This is a genomic window from Pseudomonas graminis (assembly GCF_013201545.1).
Lineage (GTDB): Bacteria > Pseudomonadota > Gammaproteobacteria > Pseudomonadales > Pseudomonadaceae > Aquipseudomonas.
This window is the reverse complement of the sequence record NZ_CP053746.1, coordinates 2,130,764-2,152,201: the sequence shown is the minus strand read 5'-3', so window position 1 is coordinate 2,152,201 and position 21,438 is coordinate 2,130,764. Positions and strand designations below refer to the sequence as shown.

At 61.4% G+C, this 21,438-nt stretch carries 16 protein-coding genes; 11 read left to right on the top strand and 5 right to left on the bottom strand.

Going from position 1 to position 21,438, the window contains the following annotated elements:
* Positions 1 to 101: 101 nt before the first annotated feature.
* The 9 genes from betI to yccS all read left to right on the top strand — a co-directional run bounded on the left by betI (position 102) and on the right by yccS (position 14,312).
* The gene (betI, locus tag FX982_RS09755) at positions 102 to 695 is read left to right on the top strand and encodes a transcriptional regulator BetI (protein ID WP_122533875.1); all 594 of its coding nucleotides are present in this window, start codon (positions 102 to 104) and stop codon (positions 693 to 695) included.
* A 74-nt stretch (positions 696 to 769) separates the two neighbouring features.
* The gene (gene betB, locus FX982_RS09750) at positions 770 to 2,242 is read left to right on the top strand and encodes a betaine-aldehyde dehydrogenase (protein WP_172610486.1); all 1,473 of its coding nucleotides are present in this window, start codon (positions 770 to 772) and stop codon (positions 2,240 to 2,242) included.
* Positions 2,243 to 2,390: 148 nt separating this feature from the next.
* Positions 2,391 to 4,088, top strand: a complete 1,698-nt coding sequence (gene betA, locus FX982_RS09745; RefSeq protein WP_254074888.1) for a choline dehydrogenase — start codon at positions 2,391 to 2,393, stop codon at positions 4,086 to 4,088.
* A 383-nt stretch (positions 4,089 to 4,471) separates the two neighbouring features.
* Positions 4,472 to 5,914 (top strand): TldD/PmbA family protein, encoded by a 1,443-nt coding sequence (locus FX982_RS09740; RefSeq protein ID WP_172610485.1) that lies wholly within the window; start codon positions 4,472 to 4,474, stop codon positions 5,912 to 5,914.
* The gene (locus FX982_RS09735; protein WP_172613017.1) at positions 5,914 to 7,239 is read left to right on the top strand and encodes a TldD/PmbA family protein; all 1,326 of its coding nucleotides are present in this window, start codon (positions 5,914 to 5,916) and stop codon (positions 7,237 to 7,239) included. Before FX982_RS09740 ends, FX982_RS09735 begins: the two co-directional genes overlap by 1 nt.
* A gap of 245 nt (positions 7,240 to 7,484) precedes the next feature.
* The gene (mdtD, locus tag FX982_RS09730; protein ID WP_172610484.1) at positions 7,485 to 8,927 is read left to right on the top strand and encodes a multidrug transporter subunit MdtD; all 1,443 of its coding nucleotides are present in this window, start codon (positions 7,485 to 7,487) and stop codon (positions 8,925 to 8,927) included.
* An 86-nt stretch (positions 8,928 to 9,013) separates the two neighbouring features.
* Positions 9,014 to 10,393 carry an ATP-dependent RNA helicase DbpA gene (dbpA, locus tag FX982_RS09725; protein WP_172610483.1) on the top strand — a complete coding sequence of 460 codons (1,380 nt, stop codon included), beginning with the start codon at positions 9,014 to 9,016 and terminating at the stop codon, positions 10,391 to 10,393.
* A 212-nt stretch (positions 10,394 to 10,605) separates the two neighbouring features.
* Positions 10,606 to 11,784, top strand: a complete 1,179-nt coding sequence (locus FX982_RS09720) for an NAD(P)/FAD-dependent oxidoreductase (protein ID WP_172610482.1) — start codon at positions 10,606 to 10,608, stop codon at positions 11,782 to 11,784.
* Positions 11,785 to 12,104: 320 nt separating this feature from the next.
* The gene (yccS, locus tag FX982_RS09715) at positions 12,105 to 14,312 is read left to right on the top strand and encodes a YccS family putative transporter (protein WP_172610481.1); all 2,208 of its coding nucleotides are present in this window, start codon (positions 12,105 to 12,107) and stop codon (positions 14,310 to 14,312) included.
* On the opposite strand, the gene FX982_RS09710 is transcribed toward yccS, so the two are convergent.
* Positions 14,293 to 15,030, bottom strand: a complete 738-nt coding sequence (locus tag FX982_RS09710; protein WP_172610480.1) for a substrate-binding periplasmic protein — start codon at positions 15,028 to 15,030, stop codon at positions 14,293 to 14,295. The two genes, yccS and FX982_RS09710, sit on opposite strands and share 20 nt — an antisense overlap.
* A gap of 204 nt (positions 15,031 to 15,234) precedes the next feature.
* Between FX982_RS09710 and FX982_RS09705 the strand changes: the two genes are divergently transcribed.
* A complete protein-coding gene (locus FX982_RS09705) occupies positions 15,235 to 15,693 on the top strand; it encodes a GNAT family N-acetyltransferase (RefSeq protein ID WP_065986732.1) in 459 nt (152 codons plus the stop codon).
* A gap of 80 nt (positions 15,694 to 15,773) precedes the next feature.
* Here FX982_RS09705 and FX982_RS09700 read toward each other — a convergent pair whose 3' ends face one another.
* Genes FX982_RS09700 through FX982_RS09690 form a run of 3 tightly spaced genes read right to left on the bottom strand, consistent with a single transcriptional unit; the run spans position 15,774 to position 18,816 of the window.
* Positions 15,774 to 16,070, bottom strand: coding sequence for a winged helix-turn-helix domain-containing protein (locus FX982_RS09700; RefSeq protein ID WP_122533882.1), 297 nt, complete (start codon positions 16,068 to 16,070; stop codon positions 15,774 to 15,776).
* 31 nt (positions 16,071 to 16,101) lie between these two features.
* Positions 16,102 to 16,620, bottom strand: a complete 519-nt coding sequence (locus tag FX982_RS09695; RefSeq protein ID WP_172610479.1) for a YgjP-like metallopeptidase domain-containing protein — start codon at positions 16,618 to 16,620, stop codon at positions 16,102 to 16,104.
* 39 nt (positions 16,621 to 16,659) lie between these two features.
* The gene (locus tag FX982_RS09690) at positions 16,660 to 18,816 is read right to left on the bottom strand and encodes a putative bifunctional diguanylate cyclase/phosphodiesterase (protein WP_438826310.1); all 2,157 of its coding nucleotides are present in this window, start codon (positions 18,814 to 18,816) and stop codon (positions 16,660 to 16,662) included.
* Positions 18,817 to 19,117: 301 nt separating this feature from the next.
* On the opposite strand from FX982_RS09690, the gene FX982_RS09685 reads away from it, so the two are divergent.
* Positions 19,118 to 19,783: a polysaccharide lyase family 7 protein gene (locus tag FX982_RS09685; protein WP_172610477.1), complete on the top strand. Its 666-nt coding sequence runs from the start codon at positions 19,118 to 19,120 to the stop codon at positions 19,781 to 19,783.
* A gap of 61 nt (positions 19,784 to 19,844) precedes the next feature.
* Here FX982_RS09685 and putP read toward each other — a convergent pair whose 3' ends face one another.
* The gene (gene putP / locus FX982_RS09680) at positions 19,845 to 21,329 is read right to left on the bottom strand and encodes a sodium/proline symporter PutP (RefSeq protein WP_172610476.1); all 1,485 of its coding nucleotides are present in this window, start codon (positions 21,327 to 21,329) and stop codon (positions 19,845 to 19,847) included.
* Positions 21,330 to 21,438 lie beyond the last annotated feature (109 nt).

Below are 21,438 nucleotides of genomic sequence, written 5' to 3'. Positions count from 1 at the left end.
GACCCCGCTTTTTTGTTGATTGAACGTTCAATTAAAAAGCTTTACAGTGGACGCCGTTTCCAGCCACTCACGTTCACCCTGCACATCAAGGAGCCCCACAGATGCCCAAGGTCGGTATGCAACCCATTCGGCGTCAGCAGTTGATCCAGGCCACCCTGACGGCGGTCGATCAGGTCGGGATGGGCGATGCCAGCATTGCGCTGATCGCCAAACTGGCAGGGGTCTCCAACGGCATCATCAGTCACTACTTTCAGGACAAGAACGGCCTGATCGCAGCGACGATGCGCCACTTGATGAACGCGCTGATCGCCAGCGTCGCCGAGCGGCGCCGGGCATTGAACGACGACAGCCCGCGGGCTCACCTGAAAGTGATCATCGAGGGCAACTTCGATTCCAGTCAGGTCAACGGTCCGGCGATGAAAACCTGGCTCGCCTTCTGGGCAACCAGCATGCATTCGCCCTCGCTGCACAGGCTGCAGCGGATCAACGATCACCGTCTGTATTCCAACCTCTGCTGCCAGTTCCGTCGCGCATTGCCGTTGGATGAAGCACGCAGCGCAGCCCGCGGGCTCGCGGCCTTGATCGACGGCTTATGGCTGCGCGGCGCGCTTTCCGGCGACGCCTTCGACACCGAACAAGCGCAACGGATCGCCTACGAGTACATGGACTTTCAACTGGCAAAAGCGCCGAGCTGAAGCAGCCGGCACCACGACCAAGGCAGCGCACGGCGCACTCGGTCGTCACCCACCCAGACTACTGCGAGGATTTTATGGCCCGTTTCGAACTGCAAAAACTCTACATCGATGGCGGCTACGTAGACGCCAGCAGCAACGCGACTTTCGACGCCATCAACCCGGCCAATGGCGAAGTCCTGGCCCAGGTGCAGCGCGCGACCAAAGAAGACGTCGAACGCGCCGTTGTCAGCGCTGAAAAGGGCCAGAAAATCTGGGCCGCCATGACCGCCATGGAGCGCTCGCGCATTCTGCGTCGTGCTGTCGACATCCTGCGTGAGCGCAACGATGAGCTGGCCGAGCTTGAAACCCTCGACACCGGCAAGGCGATCTCCGAAACCAAATACGTCGACATCGTCACCGGCGCCGACGTGCTGGAGTACTACGCCGGCCTGGTGCCTGCCATCGAAGGCGAGCAGATTCCGCTGCGTGACACCTCATTCGTCTACACCCGCCGCGAGCCGTTGGGCGTCACCGTCGGCATCGGCGCGTGGAACTACCCGATCCAGATCGCCCTGTGGAAGTCCGCCCCTGCGCTGGCAGCCGGCAACGCGATGATCTTCAAGCCAAGCGAAGTCACCTCGCTGACCACGCTGAAACTGGCCGAAATCTACACCGAAGCAGGTGTGCCGGACGGCGTGTTCAACGTGTTGACGGGCGCCGGCAGCGACGTCGGCAGCTGGCTGACCGAGCACCCGCGCATTGAGAAGATCTCGTTCACTGGCGGCGTGCAGACCGGCAAGAAAGTCATGGCCAGCGCGTCGAGCTCGTCGCTCAAGGAAGTGACCATGGAGCTGGGCGGCAAGTCCCCGCTGATCATTTTCGACGACGCCGATCTGGATCGCGCCGCCGACATCGCGATGATGGCCAACTTCTACAGCTCGGGTCAGGTCTGCACCAACGGTACTCGCGTGTTCGTGCCGAGCGCCCTGAAATCTGCCTTCGAAGCGAAAATCCTTGAGCGCGTCAAACGCATCCGCGTCGGCAACCCCCAGGACAACAACATCAACTTCGGCCCGCTGGTGAGCTTCGCGCACATGGAAAACGTGCTCGGCTACATCAACAAGGGCAAGGAAGAAGGCGCGCGCCTGCTAATCGGCGGCGACCGTCTGACCGAGGGCGAGCTGGCCAATGGAGCGTTCGTTGCCCCGACCGTGTTCACCGATTGCACCGATGAGATGACCATCGTCAAAGAGGAAATCTTCGGCCCGGTCATGAGCATCCTCAGCTACGACAGCGAAGAAGAAGTGATCCGCCGCGCCAACGACACCGAGATGGGTCTGGCCGCCGGTATCGTGACCAGGGACCTGAACCGCGCACACCGCGTGATCCATCAACTGGAAGCCGGTATCTGCTGGATCAACGCTTGGGGCGAGTCCGACGCGAAGATGCCGGTCGGTGGCTACAAGCAGTCAGGCGTGGGCCGCGAGAACGGCATCAGCTCGCTGGCGCAGTACACCCGCATCAAGTCTGTGCAGGTCGAGCTGGGCGATTACGCGTCGGTGTTCTAAAGCAGCTTTAAGCGGCAAGCGGCAAGCCTCAAGACAAAGCAACTGCAGTCCTGGTTTGCCGCTCACCCCACCAATCCCGCAGGCGCCGTCTCGCTGCTTGTTCTTGCAGCTTGAGGCTTGACGCTTGCAACTCCCAAGGAGATTTATCTTGGAATACGACTACATCATCATCGGCGCCGGCTCGGCCGGTAACACCCTGGCAGCCCGTCTCACCGAAGACGCAGGCGTCACTGTGCTGTTGCTTGAGGCAGGCGGCCCGGACTATCGCGCCGACTTCCGCACGCAGATGCCGGCCGCGCTTGCGTTCCCGCTGCAGGGCCGTCGCTACAACTGGGCCTACGAGACCGAGCCAGAGCCGCACATGAACAACCGCCGTATGGAATGCGGTCGCGGCAAGGGCCTGGGTGGCTCTTCGCTGATCAACGGCATGTGCTACATCCGCGGCAACGCCATGGACTACGATGGCTGGGCGAAAAACCCGGGCCTGGAAGACTGGTCCTACCTTGATTGCCTGCCGTACTTCCGCAAGGCAGAAACCCGCGATATCGGCCCGAACGACTACCACGGCGGCGAAGGCCCGGTCAGCGTCACCACGCCCAAGGCCGGCAACAATCCGCTGTTCGCCGCGATGGTTGAAGCAGGCGTGCAAGCCGGTTATCCGCGCACCGACGACCTCAACGGTTATCAGCAGGAAGGTTTCGGCCCGATGGACCGTACCGTCACGCCGTTCGGCCGTCGCGCCAGCACCGCCCGTGGCTATCTGGACGAAGCGAAGAAGCGCTCGACCCTGACCATCGTCACTCACGCGCTGACAGACCGGATTCTGTTCGACAAGAAGCGCGCCGTCGGCGTGGCCTACCTGGTTGGCGACAGCGACACCCGCATTGAAGCGCGCGCTCGCAAGGAAGTCCTGCTGTGTGGCGGCGCCATTGCTTCGCCGCAGATCCTGCAGCGTTCCGGCGTCGGCCCCGCCGCGCTGCTGAAGAAGCTCGACATTCCGGTCGTTCATGATCTGCCGGGCGTTGGCGAGAACCTGCAAGACCACCTGGAAATGTATTTGCAGTACGCCTGCAAGGAGCCGGTCTCGCTGTACCCGTCGCTGCTGTGGTGGAACCAGCCGGCCATCGGCGCCGAGTGGATGTTCCTCGGCAAAGGGATCGGCGCCAGCAATCAGTTCGAAGCAGGCGGTTTCATTCGTTCGCGCGAGGAATTCGAGTGGCCGAATATTCAGTACCACTTCCTGCCGGTCGCGATTAACTACAACGGCAGCAAGGGCGTGCAGGAGCACGGTTTCCAGGCGCACGTGGGTTCGATGCGTTCGCCAAGCCGTGGTCGCGTGCAGGTGAAGTCGAAGAACCCGCGCGAGTACCCGAGCATTCTTTTCAACTACATGGCGTCCGAGCAGGACTGGCAAGAATTCCGCGATGGCATTCGTCTGACCCGCGAAATCATGCAGCAGCCGGCGCTGGACCAATACCGTGGCCGCGAAATCAGCCCGGGAATCGACGTGCAAAGCGACGAGCAGCTGGACACGTTCATCCGTGAGCACGCCGAGACGGCGTATCACCCGTCCTGCTCGTGCAAAATGGGCACCGATGAAATGGCGGTCGTTGACGGTCAGGGCCGTGTGCACGGGATGGAAGGGCTGCGTGTGGTGGATGCGTCGATCATGCCGCTGATCACCACCGGCAACCTCAACGCGCCAACGATCATGATGGCCGAGAAGATTGCCGACAAGATCCGCGGCCGCGCCCCGCTGCCGCGTAGCACCGCCGATTACTACGTCGCAGGCGACGCGCCAGTGCGTGGCAAGCCGATGCGTGAAGTGGGCCCGTTGGCGCAGTAATCACCGCCGTTACTGCAGGAGGCTCCCCGGGGGTGCTGTGCAATCGTCCAGCACACCCGGTCCATGTGGGAGCGAGCTTGCTCGCGAAGAAGGCATCTCAGCCGCTGAAGATTCAGTGGATGTGCCGACCTCTTCGCGAGCAAGCTCACTCCCACAGTCCATTTGCCAGCAGATACATCTGCCGCGCCGATGTGTCAGTGGGACCGGCTTCAGCCGGGAAGAGGCCAGTGGCTACACCCTAGATTTTGCGGTGTGACACCTGGCGCATTCCCGGCTAAAGCCGGTCCCACAATGGCGCGTTGTCCTTCCCTCCCCCGCTGCAGTGATCATCCGCGCTATGATTCGGGCCGTTGCCTGTCCGAATCGTCAAGGAGCCTTCCTGCATGTTCGACTTTTCCGCTCAGCTCAAGCAGCGGTTCGCCGCCCTGCAGAGCAGCGCCCCGTTTTTTTCCCTGCGTTATGTCAAACAGACCAGCCAGCATCTGTCGGTGCGCAAGAACGTCGCCGAGCCGCCACAGCTCAGCATCGACGAGGGCGCGATGCTGACCGTGCGTGTCAATGGTGTCGAAGCCTACGCGGCCACCAACGACCTCTCCCAGCGCGGACTTCAAACGGCGCTGGAACAGGCGGAAACTCAAGCGCGGCAACTGGCCCCGCATTCGCTCCTTGACCTGCGCGACCATGCTGTCGCCACCGCCCACGCCGATTACCTTTCGCCCAATCTGCAACATGCGTTTCCATCGCTCAGTGATTGCTACGCCCTGCTCAATGCCGAATCGGCGTCGGTGCCGAGGGACGAACGTCTGGTCAACTGGCAGGTGAGCCTGGGGCTTGAGAACGTCGAGCAGATTTACCTGAACAACTTCGGTGCCGAAATCCGTCAGGCCCAGCGCTTCGTCTTCCCTGGTCTGACCGTCACGGCCTACGACGGGCAGGATAGCCAGACCCGCAGCCTCGGCCGCGAGAATTTCGGCCAGCAAGGCGGCGCGGAAGTCATCGCGTCGTGCGGGATCATCGGTGCGGCGGTCAACGTCGCCGATCAGGCGCTGCAACTGGTCATGGCGCCGAACACGCCCTTCGGCCCGCGTGATCTGCTGCTGACGCCCGACCAGATGACCCTGCAAATCCACGAATCCATCGGCCACCCGCTGGAGCTGGACCGCATCCTCGGCGATGAGCGCAACTACGCAGGGACCAGCTTCGTCAAAGCCAGCGACTTCGGCAGCCTGCAATACGGCTCAAGCCTGCTCAACGTGACCTTTGATCCTGAAATCCCCGAGCAACTGGCGAGCTACAGCTTTGATGACGACGGCACGCCGGCGAGCAAGCAATTCCTGATCAAGGATGGCTTACTGGTAAGGCCTCTGGGCGGCGCGCTGTCGCAATACCGCAGCGGCATGGAAGGCGTCGCCAACAGCCGCGCGTCCAGCTGGAACCGCGCGCCCATCGACCGCATGGCCAACCTCAATATCGAGCCAGGCGACAAGTCGATGGCGCAGCTCATTGGCGGCATCGAGCACGGTATTTTGATGAGCACCAACCGCTCGTGGTCGATCGACGATGCGCGCAACAAATTCCAGTTCGGCTGCGAGTGGGGCCAGTTGATCGAGAACGGCGAGCTCAAGGGCGTGGTGAAAAACCCGAACTACCGCGCGATCTCCGCCCAGTTCTGGCGCAACCTCAGCGCGGTCGGCGACGCCAGCACCTTCAAGGTCCTCGGCACGCCCAACTGCGGCAAAGGCGAACCCAATCAAGTGATCCGCGTGGGGCACGCCTCGCCCGCTTGCGTGTTCGCGGGCGTTGATGTTTTCGGAGGTGACGCATGATGTCCCATCAAGCGCAATTCAAGGCCCTGGCACAATGGCTGCACGGCGCGGTCATCGCCGACGAGCGTTACACCTTGAGCTACGACGCCGAAGCGTCGGACTTCATCCGTTTCAACCACGCCAAGGTGCGTCAGGCCGGCCACGTGCAGCAAGCCAGCGTGACCTTCAAGCTGATCGCCGCAGGCCGCCACGCCAACCTGAGCCTTACGCTGTCGGGCGATGGCGAGGTGGATCAACAACGCCTGAGCGACGCCCTGCTTCAACTGCGCGAGACCCTGACGCTGCTGCCGGAAGACCCTTATCTGCAACTGAACGAAGAGGCCTGGCAGAGCAGCAACGTGCAAGAGACGCCGTTGCCAGACAGTGCACATGTGGTCGAGCAGATCGCGCAACTGGGCGAAGGGCTGGATCTGGTCGGCATCTACGCGGCCGGTCCGATTTATCGCGGCTTCGCCAGTTCAAGCGGTGCGCTGGGCTGGCACCAGGCCAACAGCTTCAATTTCGACTGGAGCCTGTTCCACGAGAACGGGCAGGCGGTGAAAGCCAACTACGCCGGGCACACGTGGACCGACGACGGTTTTGCGCGGCGCTTCGCCCTGGCCCGTGAGCAACTGGCGTTTCTTGGCCGCCCGGCGCACGCCCTCGCCCCCGGGCAATACCGCGCTTACCTGGCGCCTGCCGCGCTGGAAGAAGTCATCGGTATGCTGTGCTGGGGAGGTTTCTCTGCACAGTCGCTGGCCGACAAGACCAGTCCCTTGCAGCGGCTGTACGACGGCCACGCCACGCTGAATCCGTTGGTGAGTTTGAGCGAGCAGGTCAGCGGCTCGTTGTCCCCTGCGTTTTCCGGTGAAGGTTATCCGCGCATGGACCTGTCACTGGTGGCCGGGGGCGTGGCCCGGGATCGCATGATCGACTCGCGCAGCGCCGCCGAATACGGCCTTGTCGCCAACGGCGCAGGCTGGGGCGAGTCACCGAGCGCGCTGAGCATGGACGGCGGTTCACTGGCGCTGGATGAAGTGTTGAAAGCGCTGGGCACGGGCCTGTACATCAGCAACCTGTGGTACCTGAATTTCTCGGACCGCACCGCCGGGCGCATCACCGGGATGACCCGCTTCGCCACGTTCTGGGTCGAAGACGGGCAGATCAAGGCGCCGGTCAACACCATGCGCTTCGACGACAGTATCTTCAGCCTGCTGGGCACGGCACTGGAACAACTGACCACAGAAAGGGAACTCCTGCTGTCGACGAGCACCTACAGTCAGCGCCAGACCGCCTCGAGTCTGCTGCCCGGCGCGCTGCTGAGCGGGTTGACGCTGACGCTGTAATGCATCGGGCTGTCTGGCTGCTGGCGGGCAGCCACTGAGTTCTGTGTGTGGGAGCGAGCTTGCTCGCGAATGTTGGCAATCAGGCCGCCGAGATGGGGCGGTTGTCAGGGCCTCTTCGTGAGCAAGCTCACTCCCACAAGGACCGCGCTTCAGCAGTGAGAGCGTCTACCGGGGCCGTGCTCCCAGCAGTTACATCTGACAATTAATTGGCCTGTTTCCCGCAACCATAAGGACCCTCGATCCACATGCCGACCTCTACCCCGCAGCTGGACGCCCGCACCCTGCGCTGGATGCCATGGGTCATCGCCATCGCCTTCTTCATGCAAAGCCTGGACGGCACGATCCTTAACACCGCGCTGCCATCCATGGCCGGCTCGCTGGCGGAAAACCCGCTGCGTATGCAGTCGGTGATCATCGCTTACATGCTGACCATCGCCCTGCTGATTCCGGCGTCGGGCTGGATTTCCGACCGCTTCGGCATCAAGCGCATCTTTTTCAGCGCCATCCTGCTGTTCAGCTTTGGCTCGTTGCTGTGCGCGGTGTCCAACTCCCTCGGCATGCTAGTCGGCGCACGGGTGATTCAGGGCCTCGGCGGTGCGTTGATGATGCCGGTCGGCCGGCTCATCGTGTTGCGCGCCTACCCCCGGACCGAGCTGGTTCGCACTCTGAGTTTCATCACCATGCCCGCCCTGCTTGGCCCGCTGATGGGCCCGACAGTCGGCGGCTGGCTGGTGGAATACCTGAGCTGGCACTGGATCTTCCTGATCAACCTGCCGGTGGGGATTCTCGGGTGCTTCGCAGTGCGCAAGTTCATCCCCGATCTTCAGGGTGGCGGACGTACGCGTTTTGATCTGGTGGGGTTCGGCTTGTTCGGCGCGTCGATGGTGCTGATCACCATTGCAATGGAAGGTCTCGGTGAACTGGACCTGCCGCACTTGCGGGTGGTGATGTTGCTGTTCGGCGGCATGGCCTGTCTCGCCGCGTACTGGTTACGCGCCAGTCACGTAGAAGCGCCGTTGTTCTCCGCTCAGCTGTTCAAAACTCGTAGCTTTGCGGTGGGCATCATGGGCAATCTGTTTGCCCGACTGGGCAGCGGCGCCCTGCCCTTCCTGCTACCGCTGATGTTGCAAGTCGCCCTGGGTTACTCGCCTTCACATGCGGGCATGAGCATGATTCCCCTGGCGCTCGCGGCGATGTTCGCCAAGCCGCTGGCGACCAAAGCCATTGAGCGACTGGGGTATCGCATCGTGCTGACCGGCAACACGATGCTGCTGGGCATTTTGCTGGCGAGCATGGCGCTGGTCACTGCCGACACGCCGTACTGGCTGCTGCTGGTTCATCTGGCGTTTCTGGGAGGGGTCAACTCGCTGCAGTTCTCGGCGATGAACGCAGTGACGCTGATCGATCTCGATGACGCCAGTGCCGCCAGCGGCAACAGCTTGCTGTCGGTGGTCGCGCAGTTGTCGTTGAGTCTCGGCGTCGCCTGCGCGGCCGCGTTGCTGGGCGGATTCAGCGACGATGTGGCAACGGGGGAAGTCAGCGACGTGCTCGGTGCGTTCCAGCTGACCTTCCTGTGTGTCGGCGTGCTGGCGATGCTGGCAGCGTCGATCTTCCTGCAACTGTCGCCACGCATGGCCCCCGAGGCACCGGCGCGCAAACCACAACCGGAGCCCGAGATCGAGGCGTGATGCACTCACCATTTATCGCGCGCAGCCCCAAGGCAGGGGCTGCGACCTGATACACTGCGCGACATTTTGTTTTGCAGGCCCGTCCCGTGACTAACACCGCTTTTAACTCACTGCCCCTTTCCGCCGCCATGCTGGCTAACCTGGAGTCCCTTGGTTATGCCGAGATGACGCCGATTCAGGCGCAGAGCCTGCCGGTGATCGTCAAAGGGATGGACCTGATCGCCCAGGCCAAGACGGGCTCTGGCAAGACCGCTGCATTCGGCATCGGCCTGCTCAATCCGATCAATCCGCGTTACTTCGGCTGCCAGGCGCTGGTGCTCTGCCCCACCCGTGAGCTGGCCGATCAGGTGGCCAAGGAAATCCGTCGTCTGGCGCGTTCCGAAGACAACATCAAGGTGCTGACCCTCTGCGGCGGCGTGTCTTTCGGCCCGCAAATCGGCTCGCTGGAGCACGGGGCACACATCATCGTCGGCACGCCAGGGCGCATTCAGCAGCATCTGCGCAAGGGTTCGCTGGTGCTGGACGGCCTGAACACGCTGGTGCTGGACGAAGCCGACCGCATGCTCGACATGGGTTTCTACGACGCCATCGCCGACATCATCGAGCAGACGCCCAAGCGTCGCCAAACCCTGTTGTTTTCCGCTACCTATCCGGTCGGCATCAAGCAGCTGGCCTCGAAATTCATGCGTGACCCGCAGACCGTCAAGGTTGAAGCGCTCCACGCCGACAGCCAGATCGAGCAGATCTTCTACGAAATCGCCCCCGAGCAACGCCTCGAAGCGGTGGTCCGCGTGCTCGATCATTTCCGTCCGCAGTCCTGCGTGGCGTTCTGTTTCACCAAGCAGCAGGTCCAGGAAGTGGTCGATCACCTGACCGCCAAGGGCATGTCTGCCGTCGGCCTGCATGGCGATCTGGAGCAGCGCGACCGCGATCAGGTCCTGGCGATGTTCGCCAACCGCAGCACCTCGGTGCTGGTGGCCACTGACGTCGCTGCGCGCGGTCTGGACATCGATGGTCTGGACATGGTGCTCAACGTCGAGCTGGCGCGGGATTCGGAAATCCACATTCACCGTGTCGGCCGTACCGGTCGTGCGGGTGAGACCGGCATCGCCGTCAGCCTCGTTGCTCCCGGCGAAAGCCAGCGCGCCCGCGCCGTTGAAGAACTGCAGAAAGCGCCGCTCAACTGGCAGCAATACGACCAGCTCGAGCGCAAGGAAGGCGGCAAGCTGCTGCCACCGATGACGACGCTGTGCATCGGTTCCGGCCGCAAAGACAAGCTGCGCCCTGGCGACATTCTGGGCGCGCTGACGGGCGAAGCAGGCATTCCCGGCACTCAGGTCGGCAAGATCGCGATCTTTGATTTCCAAGCCTACGTCGCCGTTGAACGCAGCATGGCCAAACAGGCGCTGGAGCGTTTGAACAACGGCAAGATCAAGGGCAAGTCGTTGCGCGTGCGGATTCTTTAATCCACCCAGTAGCGCGTCGCCCCCTGATCGCGAGCAAGCTCACTCCTACAAGGCCGCGCAACCCCTGTAAGAGTGAGCTGATCGTTCCCACGCTCTGCGTAGTAACGCCGGGCCAGGCGCTCTGTGCCCTAGGGTGACGCCGAGCGTCACGGTATACATACCAACGCAGAGCGTTGGCACGATCTTCTTCCCGATATTCCGAGGACACCGCTTTGCCCGTTACTGACGTTGTGATCATCGGCGCCGGCGCCGCAGGTTTGATGTGTGCATTCACGGCGGCCCAGCGCGGGCGCAAGGTCATGCTGATCGATCACGCCAACAAGCCGGGCAAGAAAATCCTCATGTCGGGGGGCGGTCGCTGCAACTTCACCAACATGTACACCGAGCCTGCCAACTTCCTCTCGCAGAACCCGCACTTCTGCAAGTCAGCGCTGGCCCGCTACACCCAGTGGGATTTCATCGAGCTGGTGGGCAAGCACGGCGTGCCATACCACGAGAAGAAGCTCGGCCAACTGTTCTGCGACAACAAGTCCAGCGACATCCTCGACCTGCTGCTTGCCGAATGCGACGCCGCCGGCGTGAGCCTGCACATGGACACCTCGGTGCAGAGCATCGAGAAAACCGAAACTGGTTACCTGCTGAAAACCACCCTGGGTGAACTGCGCTGCGAGTCGCTGGTGATCGCCACAGGCGGGCTGTCGATTCCGACGCTGGGCGCTACCGGATTCGGTTATCAGGTCGGCAAGCAGTTCGGCCACACCCTTTTGCCCACCCGGGCGGGCCTGGTGCCGTTCACCATCACCGATCAATTGAAAGAGCTGTGCACCGAGCTGACCGGCACGTCGGTCGATTGCCTGGTGAGCTGCAACGACGTCAGCTTTCGCGAGAACATCCTGTTCACCCACCGCGGTTTGAGCGGGCCGGCCATTCTGCAGATTTCGTCATTCTGGCAGCCGGGCGACACGGTCGAAATCAACCTGATGCCCGACCACGACGCCCACAACTGGCTGACCGAGCAACAGTCTGAACGCCCGAACAGCGAGCTGAAGACGCTGCTCGGCGAGATTTTCACCAAGAAAATGGCCAACCTGATTGCCGAGCAATGGTTTGTGTCCAAGCCAATGAAGCAGTACACCCACGCTGAACTGGCCGACATCGCCACCAGACTGGCGAGCTGGCAAGTGGTACCGGCGGGCACCGAAGGGTATCGCACCGCGGAAGTGACACTGGGCGGCATCGACACCCGCGAGGTGTCGTCGAAGACCATGGAATCCCTGAAATCACCGGGGCTGTATTTTGTCGGTGAGGTGCTGGATGTCAGCGGGCATCTAGGCGGCTTCAACTTCCAGTGGGCCTGGGCATCGGCATATGCGGCGGCGCAGTTCGTCTGAGCAGTCGTTGCGAGCAAGCCCACAACGTCACAGACGCACGCGATCTCTGTAGGAGCAATCGGAGTTTACGACGGTCGCGAAGAGGCCGGGTCAGGCAATACACATTCAGTGCCTGACCTTGCGCCTTCGCGACCGTCGTTACCTCCGATTGCTCCTACAATGGCGTGTCGCAAATGAGAGAGGCACCCTTGAGGTCAAGGTGCGTCTTGAGGTATTGGCATCCGCCCCGGAATAAATTTTGCTAACCGGATGTACAGGGCGCATCCGGCGCTGTACATATCCCTCAGCAAAATCAATCGCGAACAAGGCCGTCAGCGTTCATGGCATCGACATCGTTGCGCAACACATTCCGCCGTCTTTGGGCGCTGGACAAGTTTTCCTACAGCGTGCGGGTTTTCATCGCGCTGACCGGCAGCATGGCGCTGTGCTGGTACCAGAACGAGATGTCCCAGTTGATCCCGCTGTTCCTCGGGATTATCGCCAGTGCCCTGTCGGAAACCGATGACAGCTGGCAAGGCCGCCTCAATGCGCTGGCCGTGACGCTGGTGTGTTTCAGCATCGCGGCGTTGTCCGTGGAGTTGCTCTTCCCCTACCCCGTGGTGTTCATCTGCGCGTTTGCCTTTGCGGCGTTCTGCCTGACGATGCTCGGCGCCCTGGGCGAGCGCTATGGCGCCATTGCCTACGCAACGCTGATTCTGTCGGTCTATACCATGATTGGGGTCGATCAGCGCGGCGGTGAAGTCACCGATTTCTGGCACGAACCCATGCTGCTGGTCGCCGGCGCGGCGTGGTACGGCCTGCTGTCGGTGCTGTGGCAGATGCTGTTTTCCAACCAGCCGGTGCAGCAGGCGCTGGCCCGACTGTTTCGCGAGCTGGGCCTGTACCTGAAGCTCAAATCAGAGCTGTTCGAGCCGATCCGCACTCTGGACATCGAAGCCAAGCGCCTGGAGCTTGCCAAGCAGAACGGCAAGGTCGTCGGCGCGCTCAACGTCACCAAGGAAATCATCCTCAACCGCGTCGGCAGCGGTCGTCCCGGCTCGAAGGTCAGTCGTTACCTGAAACTGTACTTCCTGGCTCAGGACATCCACGAGCGCGCCAGTTCATCGCACTATCCCTACAACTCCCTGGCCGAGGCGTTCTTCCACAGCGATGTGCTGTTTCGCTGCCAGCGCCTGCTGCGCCAGCAAGGTCGCGCCTGCCGTGACCTGTCGGCGTCGATCCAGCTGCGCCAGCCGTTCATCTATGACGACAGCTTCGCCCACGCGCTGAACGATCTGCGTGCGTCCCTCGAGCACCTGCGCATCCAGAGCAACCCGGCGTGGCGCGGGCTGCTGCGTTCGCTGCGGGCACTGGCCAATAACCTCGGCACCCTCGACCGGCTGCTCAGCGATGCGAGCAACCCCGACGCCCTGGCCGACGCCACCGACAGCAGCCTGCTCGACCGCTCGCCGCGCAACCTCAAAGACGTCTGGACGCGCCTGCGTCTGCAACTGACGCCGACCTCGCTGTTGTTCCGTCACGCCCTGCGCCTGCCGTTGGCGCTGGTCATCGGCTACATCATGGTTCATCTAATCCACCCGTCCCAGGGGTACTGGATCATCCTCACCACGGTGTTCGTCTGCCAGCCAAGCTACGGAGCCACCCGGCGCAAACTCGGGCAGCGCATCATCGGCACGGCCATTGGCCTGACGGCGGGCTGGATTCTGTTTGACCTGATCACCACGCCCGTCCTGCAATCGATGTGCGCGGTGCTGGCCGGCGTGGTGTTCTTCGTCAACCGCACCACGCGCTACACGCTGTCGACGGCGGCGATCACGGTGATGATTCTGTTCTGCTTCAATCAGGTCGGAGACGGTTACGGCGTGTTCCTGCCGCGCCTGCTGGACACGCTGCTGGGCAGCCTGATCGCCGGCCTGGCGGTGTTCCTGTTCCTGCCGGACTGGCAAGGTCGCCGGCTGAACAAGGTCCTGGCCAACACGCTGTCGTGCAACAGCATTTACCTGCGCCAGATCATGCAGCAATACGCGAACGGCAAGAGCGACGATCTGGCCTATCGACTGGCCCGCCGCAACGCCCACAACGCTGACGCTGCGCTGTCCACCACACTGGCCAACATGCTCATGGAGCCCGGACATTTCCGCAAAGAGGCCGACGTGGGCTTCCGTTTTCTGGTGCTGTCACACACGCTGCTCAGTTACCTGTCGGGCCTGGGCGCGCACCGGGAGACCCCGCTGCCGCCCGAAGTGCGAGAGCAACTGATCGAAGGCGCCGGTGCCAGCCTTGCCGCGAGCATCGACGAAATCGCCCGGAGCCTGGCGATGCGTGAACCGGTGGCCGTGCAAAGCGATACCGAGGAAGCGCTGGCAACCAGCCTGGAACAGATGCCGGAAGAAATCGATGAAGGCCAACGGTTGGTGCAAACCCAACTGGCGCTGATCTGCCGTCAACTGGGCCCGTTGCGCACGCTGGCAGCGCACTTGATCAAAGAGCCGGTCAAGGAGCCCCAGATCACAGACCGTGTAGTTTGATGAGCTTGTCGTAGGTACCGTCGGCTTTCATGTCAGCGATGGCCTTGTCGAAATCCAGAACGATCTGCTGATGATCCGCCCGCTTGACGCTGACCAGCATGTGCAGACTGTTTTCGCTCAGTGACTTGGGCAGAAATTCAACGCTGGCCTGTACGTCAGCCGGCTCGCGATTGAGGGCGAAGCGCGCCGCGTACTCGTCTTCCACCGTCAAGTCGACCCTGCCCGCCGCGAGCATCCTGGCAGCGGTCGAGAAATTCGCAACCGGCACCTTCTTCAGCTCGGCATCGGCGTCGAATTCGGGCGAATAGGCGTAGCCGCGCACGACGGCAATGGAATAGCCGTGCAGCTGCGACAGGCTCTGAAAGTCGATGGCGGCTTCTTTGCGTTTCAGGAAACGCAGGCGGTTAATCAGGTATGGCGCAGAGAAAACCCCAATGCGCGTGCGGTCTTCGCTGTACCAGGCGTTGATGACGATGTCATACCGCCCTTCGCTCAGCCCGTGAATCGCCCGCGCCCAGGGGACCTGCTCGTATTCGGTGTCATAACCGGCGCGGCCCAGGGCCGTGCGAATCACGTCAGTGGAAAGCCCGTCGTGCAGCAATGACACGTCGGAATAAGGTGCCCACGCATCGCCGGCGAGACGCAATGTCTGCGCGACCGCGCCTTGGGCTATCAGCATCATTCCCAACAGCCCTGCGGCGCACAGCAAACGCGACATGCTCAGCTTCCTTGTGGCAACTGGCCTTCAGTGAAGACGCATTTTGCGCATTGCACAACTCATAACACTGCGATGTTGTGCTGCAGTTCAACAAAATGACGCGCCGTTGATTGAATCAGTGCCGAGCCCTGCTCGCCGCGAATTTGGGCTTGCGCCGATATGCGTTTAGTATCCGGCATCCACTTCTTCTCGCAGGCCGGCGTCATGTCTATCAACTGGATTTGCAAACACCATACCGACCTTGGAAAAGAGCAGTTGTACGCCATTCTGCAACTGAGGGCGCAGGTGTTCGTGGTGGAGCAGAAATGCTGGTATCTGGACGTCGATGGCCAGGATTTGCTGGGCGATACCTGCCATCTCATGGCCTGGCAAAATGACCAGCTGGTTGCCTACCTGCGCCTGCTGGACCCGATTCAGCAGAACGGTGACGTGACCATTGGCCGGGTGGTGACTGCACCCTCCATGCGCAACAAGGGCATGGGCCATGAATTGATGGTCCAGGCGCTGAAACACGCAGAACTCCAGTGGCCGGACCAGCCGATATTTCTCTCGGCCCAGGCGCACTTGCAGGGTTATTACAGCCGTTACGGCTTCAATCCGGTGGGCGAGGTGTATGTCGAGGACGGTATTCCGCACATCAGCATGCGTCGCGACCTGGACTGACTCCATCTCAGGGACGCCGATGTCCCTCGCAGGACCGGCTTTAGCCGGGAAGCTCTTGAATCAACGCCCCTGACACGACGTCACGGATACCCCAGCACCGTCTTGATGGTTTGCAGATTGCCGTCGATCCAGCGGCGGTCAATCGCGCCCCAGTCACGGATCCGGTAACCGCCGGCATGATTGCGCGCGCCATCGAGCTGTTCGAACTCACAGACAATATCCAGATCGGCCAGCGCCGCGATGGTGTCCTGAGCGGTGCGACGGGGCATGCCGGTGACATCAGTCAGGGCCGGTACGCTGCTGGCGACGCCACTGTCGATCAGATACGCCACATACAGGCGGCGATAGAAACTGCTCTTGGTCTTGCTGACTTCCATCGAAACTTCCTTGAAATGCGTTAACGCCTGATCAGCGCCCGGCTGTCTGCATGTCCCGCCAGGTCAGGTAGATGCGCAGGTCGAATTCCAGCTGGTGATAGCCGGGCTGCATGTGCTCGCACAACTGATAGAACGCCTTGTTGTGGTCTGACTCTTTGAAATGCGCCAGTTCGTGGACCACGATCATCTTCAGAAACTGCGGCGCGGCGTCCTTGAACAACGCCGCCACGCGGATTTCCTTCTTGGATTTGAGCTTGCCGCCCTGCACCCGCGACACCGTAGTGTGCAGGCCCAGTGCGCGATGGGTCAGGTCCAGGCGGTTGTCGAACAGCACTTTGTCGATGTTCGGCGCGTTGCGCAGGTATTCCTGTTTGAGCGCCAGCGCGTAGGCGTACAGCGCTTTGTCGCTCTGGATTTCGTGGCGATCCGGATAGCGCTGCTGCAGATAATCCGTCAGCCGGTCCTGCGAGATGAGCTGCCGAACATGATCCTGTAGACCCTCGGGGTAGGCCTGCAGGTATTTGAGCGGCATGGGCGTGGTGGCAGTCATGGTCGGATCGGGTCGCGGGAAAAACGCGAGTCTACCGCGTCAGTCCTGCCCGAGCAGCTGTAACGCGACCGGCAGATCGACCGGCTCGACAAAACGCTCGGCCTCCAATGGCGGCATCGGATGGGCAATCAGGAAGCCCTGAATGATCTGACAGCCGTTGTCGACCAGCCACTCATATTGCTCGTAGGTCTCGACGCCCTCGGCAATCACCTCGATATCGAGCATGCGACACAGGTCAATAATGCTGCGCGCGACAGCAAGATCCCGGGACGATCCCAGCATGCCGCCAATGAAGTGGCGATCAAGTTTCAGGGTGTCCAGATCAAGATTGCGCAGGTGGGCAAGGGAGCTGTCGCCTGCACCGAAATCGTCCAGCGACACGCGCACGCCAATGTTATGCAAATCCTGCAGCTGCTTGCGGCTGTGCACCAGGTTGTGAACCAGCGAAGGCTCGGTGATCTCGACTTCCAGTTGCCGGGGTTTCAGGCCATGCAGCTGCATGGCGCGCTGCAGCTCGGCCGCCAGATTCGGCAGGCTGAATTGCGCAGGACTCACGCTGACGCTCATCACCAGATCGTCCGGGAATACGTCGCTCCAGCGCTGGCGCTGGGCCGCACCCTGTTCGAAAATCCAGCTGCCGAGTTTGTTGATCAGGCGCGTTTCTTCCAGCAGCGGAATAAACACCCCTGACGGCACATCGCCCGCGTCCGGATGATGCCACCGCAGCAGCGCCTCGAAGCCCCGTGTCTTGCCGGTGACCACGTTGACCTGTGGCTGGTAGACCATGGAAAAGTCTTTGCCATCGATCGCCGTGCGCACGCTCTCTTCGAGCATCAGACGGGAGCGTGCGCGGCCATTCATGTACTGATCGAAGAAACGGTACTGCTGACGCCCTGCGCGCTTGGCTTCGTACATCGCGATGTCTGCCGCGCGCAGCAGGCCATCCAGATTGGTGCCGCAGTCCGGGTAGACCGCGATGCCGATACTCGCCCCCAACGTGGCTTCGACCCCGTCAATCATGCGGCGGGCAGACACCCTCTCGATCAGCTTTTCGGCGACCTTCGCGGCGTGTTCGGGGAAGTCCAGCCCGTCGATGACCACTACGAACTCATCGCCACCCATGCGCGCGAGCACATCGTAAGGGCGCAGGCAGTCTTTCAGTTGCGCACCGACCCACTGCAACACCTGATCGCCGGCGTCGTGGCCCAGGGAGTCATTCACATCCTTGAAGCCGTCGAGGTCCAGGTACAACACCACCAGATACTTGCCCGCGTGTTCGTTGCGCAGCAGCATGCCTTCGACCGTCTGATAGAAGCCGCGGCGGTTGAGCAGACCGGTGAGGGAGTCAGTCACGGCCTGATGTTCCAACTGACGATAGAGGTCACGCACCACCGACATGTCGAGCACGCTGAGCACCATGGCGCGCTGTTCGGCAGGCAGCGGCGCGCAAGACAACGCGACCGGCACCTGTCGGCCCTCGGGCGTTCGCAGCACGGCGTCGTGGACGCGGTAGGTGTCGGCACGGCGATAGTGGTGATAAAAACCGGAATCGGCCCATTCGCCGACACTGGGTTCGTGCAGGTAGGCGCACAACCCGGTGCCACGCAGCTCGCCATCGGTCATGCCCAGCAAGCGGCAGATCGCCGGATTGGCGAAGCTGATGACCCCATCTTCGGTGACGACAAGAATGCCTTCGGCCACATTTGCCAGCACCGAGGCGTTGAATGCCCGCGCCGACTCCAGTTCGCGGCTCAGCTTTTGCAGAGCACGCCGATTGTGCTGTTGCTCCAGCAGCGCCTGAACCTTGGGCCTGAGAATATTCGGGTCGAAGGGCTTGAACAGGTAATCGACTGCGCCGCTGGCATAGCCCCTGTGGACAGAGTCGCGAGATTGTTCGTTGGCGGTGAGGAATATGATCGGCGTCAATCGCGTTCGCAGACTGCCACGCATAAGGCGGGCGACTTCAAAGCCATCCATGTCCGGCATCTGCACATCAAGCAGCACCAGATCGACATCTCGGTCCAGCAAAATACTCAACGCTTCCATGCCCGAGGCGGCGGTGATGATTTCCCGGTCCTGTCGCTGCAGGACAGCGCACATGGTCACCAGGTTTTCGGGGTAATCATCAACAACCAACAAAACGGATTTGCCACTTAATGGCGGGGACTGCACGCATTCCATGCTGCTACTCATCATTCACTTTACTGCCCGGGGGACGGCCCCGCCGATGGACTGATTGGCCATTACTCTAGCTTCGATTGGGGAAAAGAGAAGGCAGGCATAAGTAGCGCCCTCCAAAAAGTGCCATCCAACCGACTAACGGTAACCCCCCTTGACGTCAGCCCCACCCTGCGCTGGAGCAAAAGTAGCGGCACTTTGACGTCAACCGTTCGACGGAATCGCATTAACAAACGCAGCGGTGAACCGTATAAAAAGCGCCCCTTAACCCCTTGCGCCCGCGACTTTGCTGGCAATGAGACATACCGGACGACTAGACATGATTGATTTGGGAACGTGGAATCTGAGCATTCCAGTGGGCTCGCCCCCCGCCACGATCGAAACGCAGCAACTGCTTAAAGGTTACGACAGCAAGTATTTCAAGTCCGGCTCATCGAACGTCACGTTCTGGGCACCGGTCACCGGCACCAAGACCGCCAATGCGATCTATCCGCGCAGCGAATTACGTGAGACCTGGTCCAACGGCACGCTGCACAACTGGTACTACCAGGACGCCGACAATTACCTCAACGCAAAGCTTAAAGTCCTGCAGGTGCCATCCTCTGGCAGGGTCGTCATCGGGCAGATCCACGTTTACGACAGCACTCAGCCGCTCCTGAAGCTCGAATATCAGTACCTGGAAGCGACGCACATGGGCAACATCGTCGCCAAGGTCCGCTATCGCCCTAGCGATAAAAAAGCGCGTGTGATCACTGTTGCGGAAAACGTCAGCCTGAATGAGACGTTTAACTACGTCATCCACCTGAATAAGGCCGGGCTGCTCAGTGTGACCGCCCATGGCATGGGCTGGAACGACCGGATCAGCGCCAACTGGAGCAAACAGCAGCTTTACTTCAAGGCCGGGGTCTACACCCAGGACCACACTGGCTATACCAGCGAAGGCGGCAAGACCATGTTCTTCAACCTGGACGCCGACCACAACTAAGGCGGACGCGGTCGCAAGGGCCCGAGCGCTTACCTCGCCCGGGCTCTTGAGCAGGCAGCCCTTATGCCGCCCTGTACTCTTTTTCTGCCGCTGCGAAGCGCGTCAGCATGCCCGGCGTCGGGCCTTTGCCCATAGCGCTGAAGACCACGATGGCGAGACTGGCAAAGATGAAGCCGGGGATGATTTCGTACAGGCCCAGCAGTTCGAAATGCTTCCACACCACGACTGTAATCGCACCCACCAGAATCCCTGCCAATGCGCCGTTGCGGGTCATGCCTTTCCAGATCACCGAAATCAGCACCACGGGCCCGAACGCAGCGCCAAATCCGGCCCACGCATAGCTGACCAGACCCAGCACGCGGTTTTCAGGATTCGCGGCCAGGGCGATCGCAATCAGCGCCACTAACAGCACCATGGCCCGGCCGACCCACACCAACTCTGTCTGGGACGCGCTTTTGCGCAGAAAGGCTTTGTAGAAGTCTTCGGTCAGCGCACTTGAACACACCAGCAACTGACAGCTCAGCGTGCTCATGACCGCAGCAAGAATGGCCGACAGCAGCACGCCGGCGATCCATGGATTGAACAGGATCTTGGCCAGTTCGATGAAGACGCGCTCATGGTTTTCAGTCACTGGGCCCGCCACCTCCGGGTGCGCCGAAAAGTAGGCGATGCCGAAGAAGCCCACGGCGACAGTGCCGCCCAGACAGAGAATCATCCAGGTCATTGAAATGCGGCGCGCCTTGGCGATTGACCTGACCGAGTCCGCGGCCATGAAGCGCGCCAGGATGTGCGGCTGACCAAAGTAGCCCAGGCCCCAACCCATCAGCGAAACCACGCCGATGAAGGTGGTGTTCTTGAGCATGTCGAAGTTGCTTGGGTCCTGCGCTTCGATCGCCATGAACGTGGTGTCGATGCCGCCCGTCGCCAATAGCACGATGATTGGCGTGAGGATCAGCGCGAAGATCATCAGGGTGGCTTGCACCGTGTCTGTCCAGCTGACGGCCAGGAAGCCGCCGATGAAGGTGTAGGCAATCGTCGCCGCAGCGCCTGCCCACAAGGCGGTTTCGTAGGACATGCCGAAGGTGCTCTCGAACAGGCGCGCGCCGGCGACGATGCCGGATGCGCAGTAGATCGTAAAGAACACCAGAATCACGATGGCCGAAATCACCCGCAGCAAGCCGCTGTGGTCTTCAAAGCGGCTGGAGAAGTAGTCAGGGAGGGTAAGCGCATCGCCGTTGTGCTCGGTTTGAACCCGCAGGCGGCCGGCAACGAACAGCCAGTTCAGGTAGGCGCCGATGATCAGCCCGATGGCGATCCAGCTTTCCGATAGACCTGACATGTAGATCGCGCCCGGCAAGCCCATGAGCAGCCAGCCGCTCATGTCCGATGCACCGGCCGAAAGCGCCGTGACCACACTGCCGAGGCTGCGCCCGCCGAGGATGTAGTCCGAGAGATTATTGGTGGAACGGTAGGCCATGAGTCCTATGAGGACCATCGCGGCGATGTAGATCACGAAGGTGATCAAGGTAGGGTTGCTGACACTCATCGGTTAGGTTCCGGCGTTGTTTTTATAGGCGCGAGCAGAGCGAAGGTCTCCTGAGGTATCAGGTTCGCGGTCAAACGCTCGCGTGTGTCGCGGGCTGGCAAAAGACTTG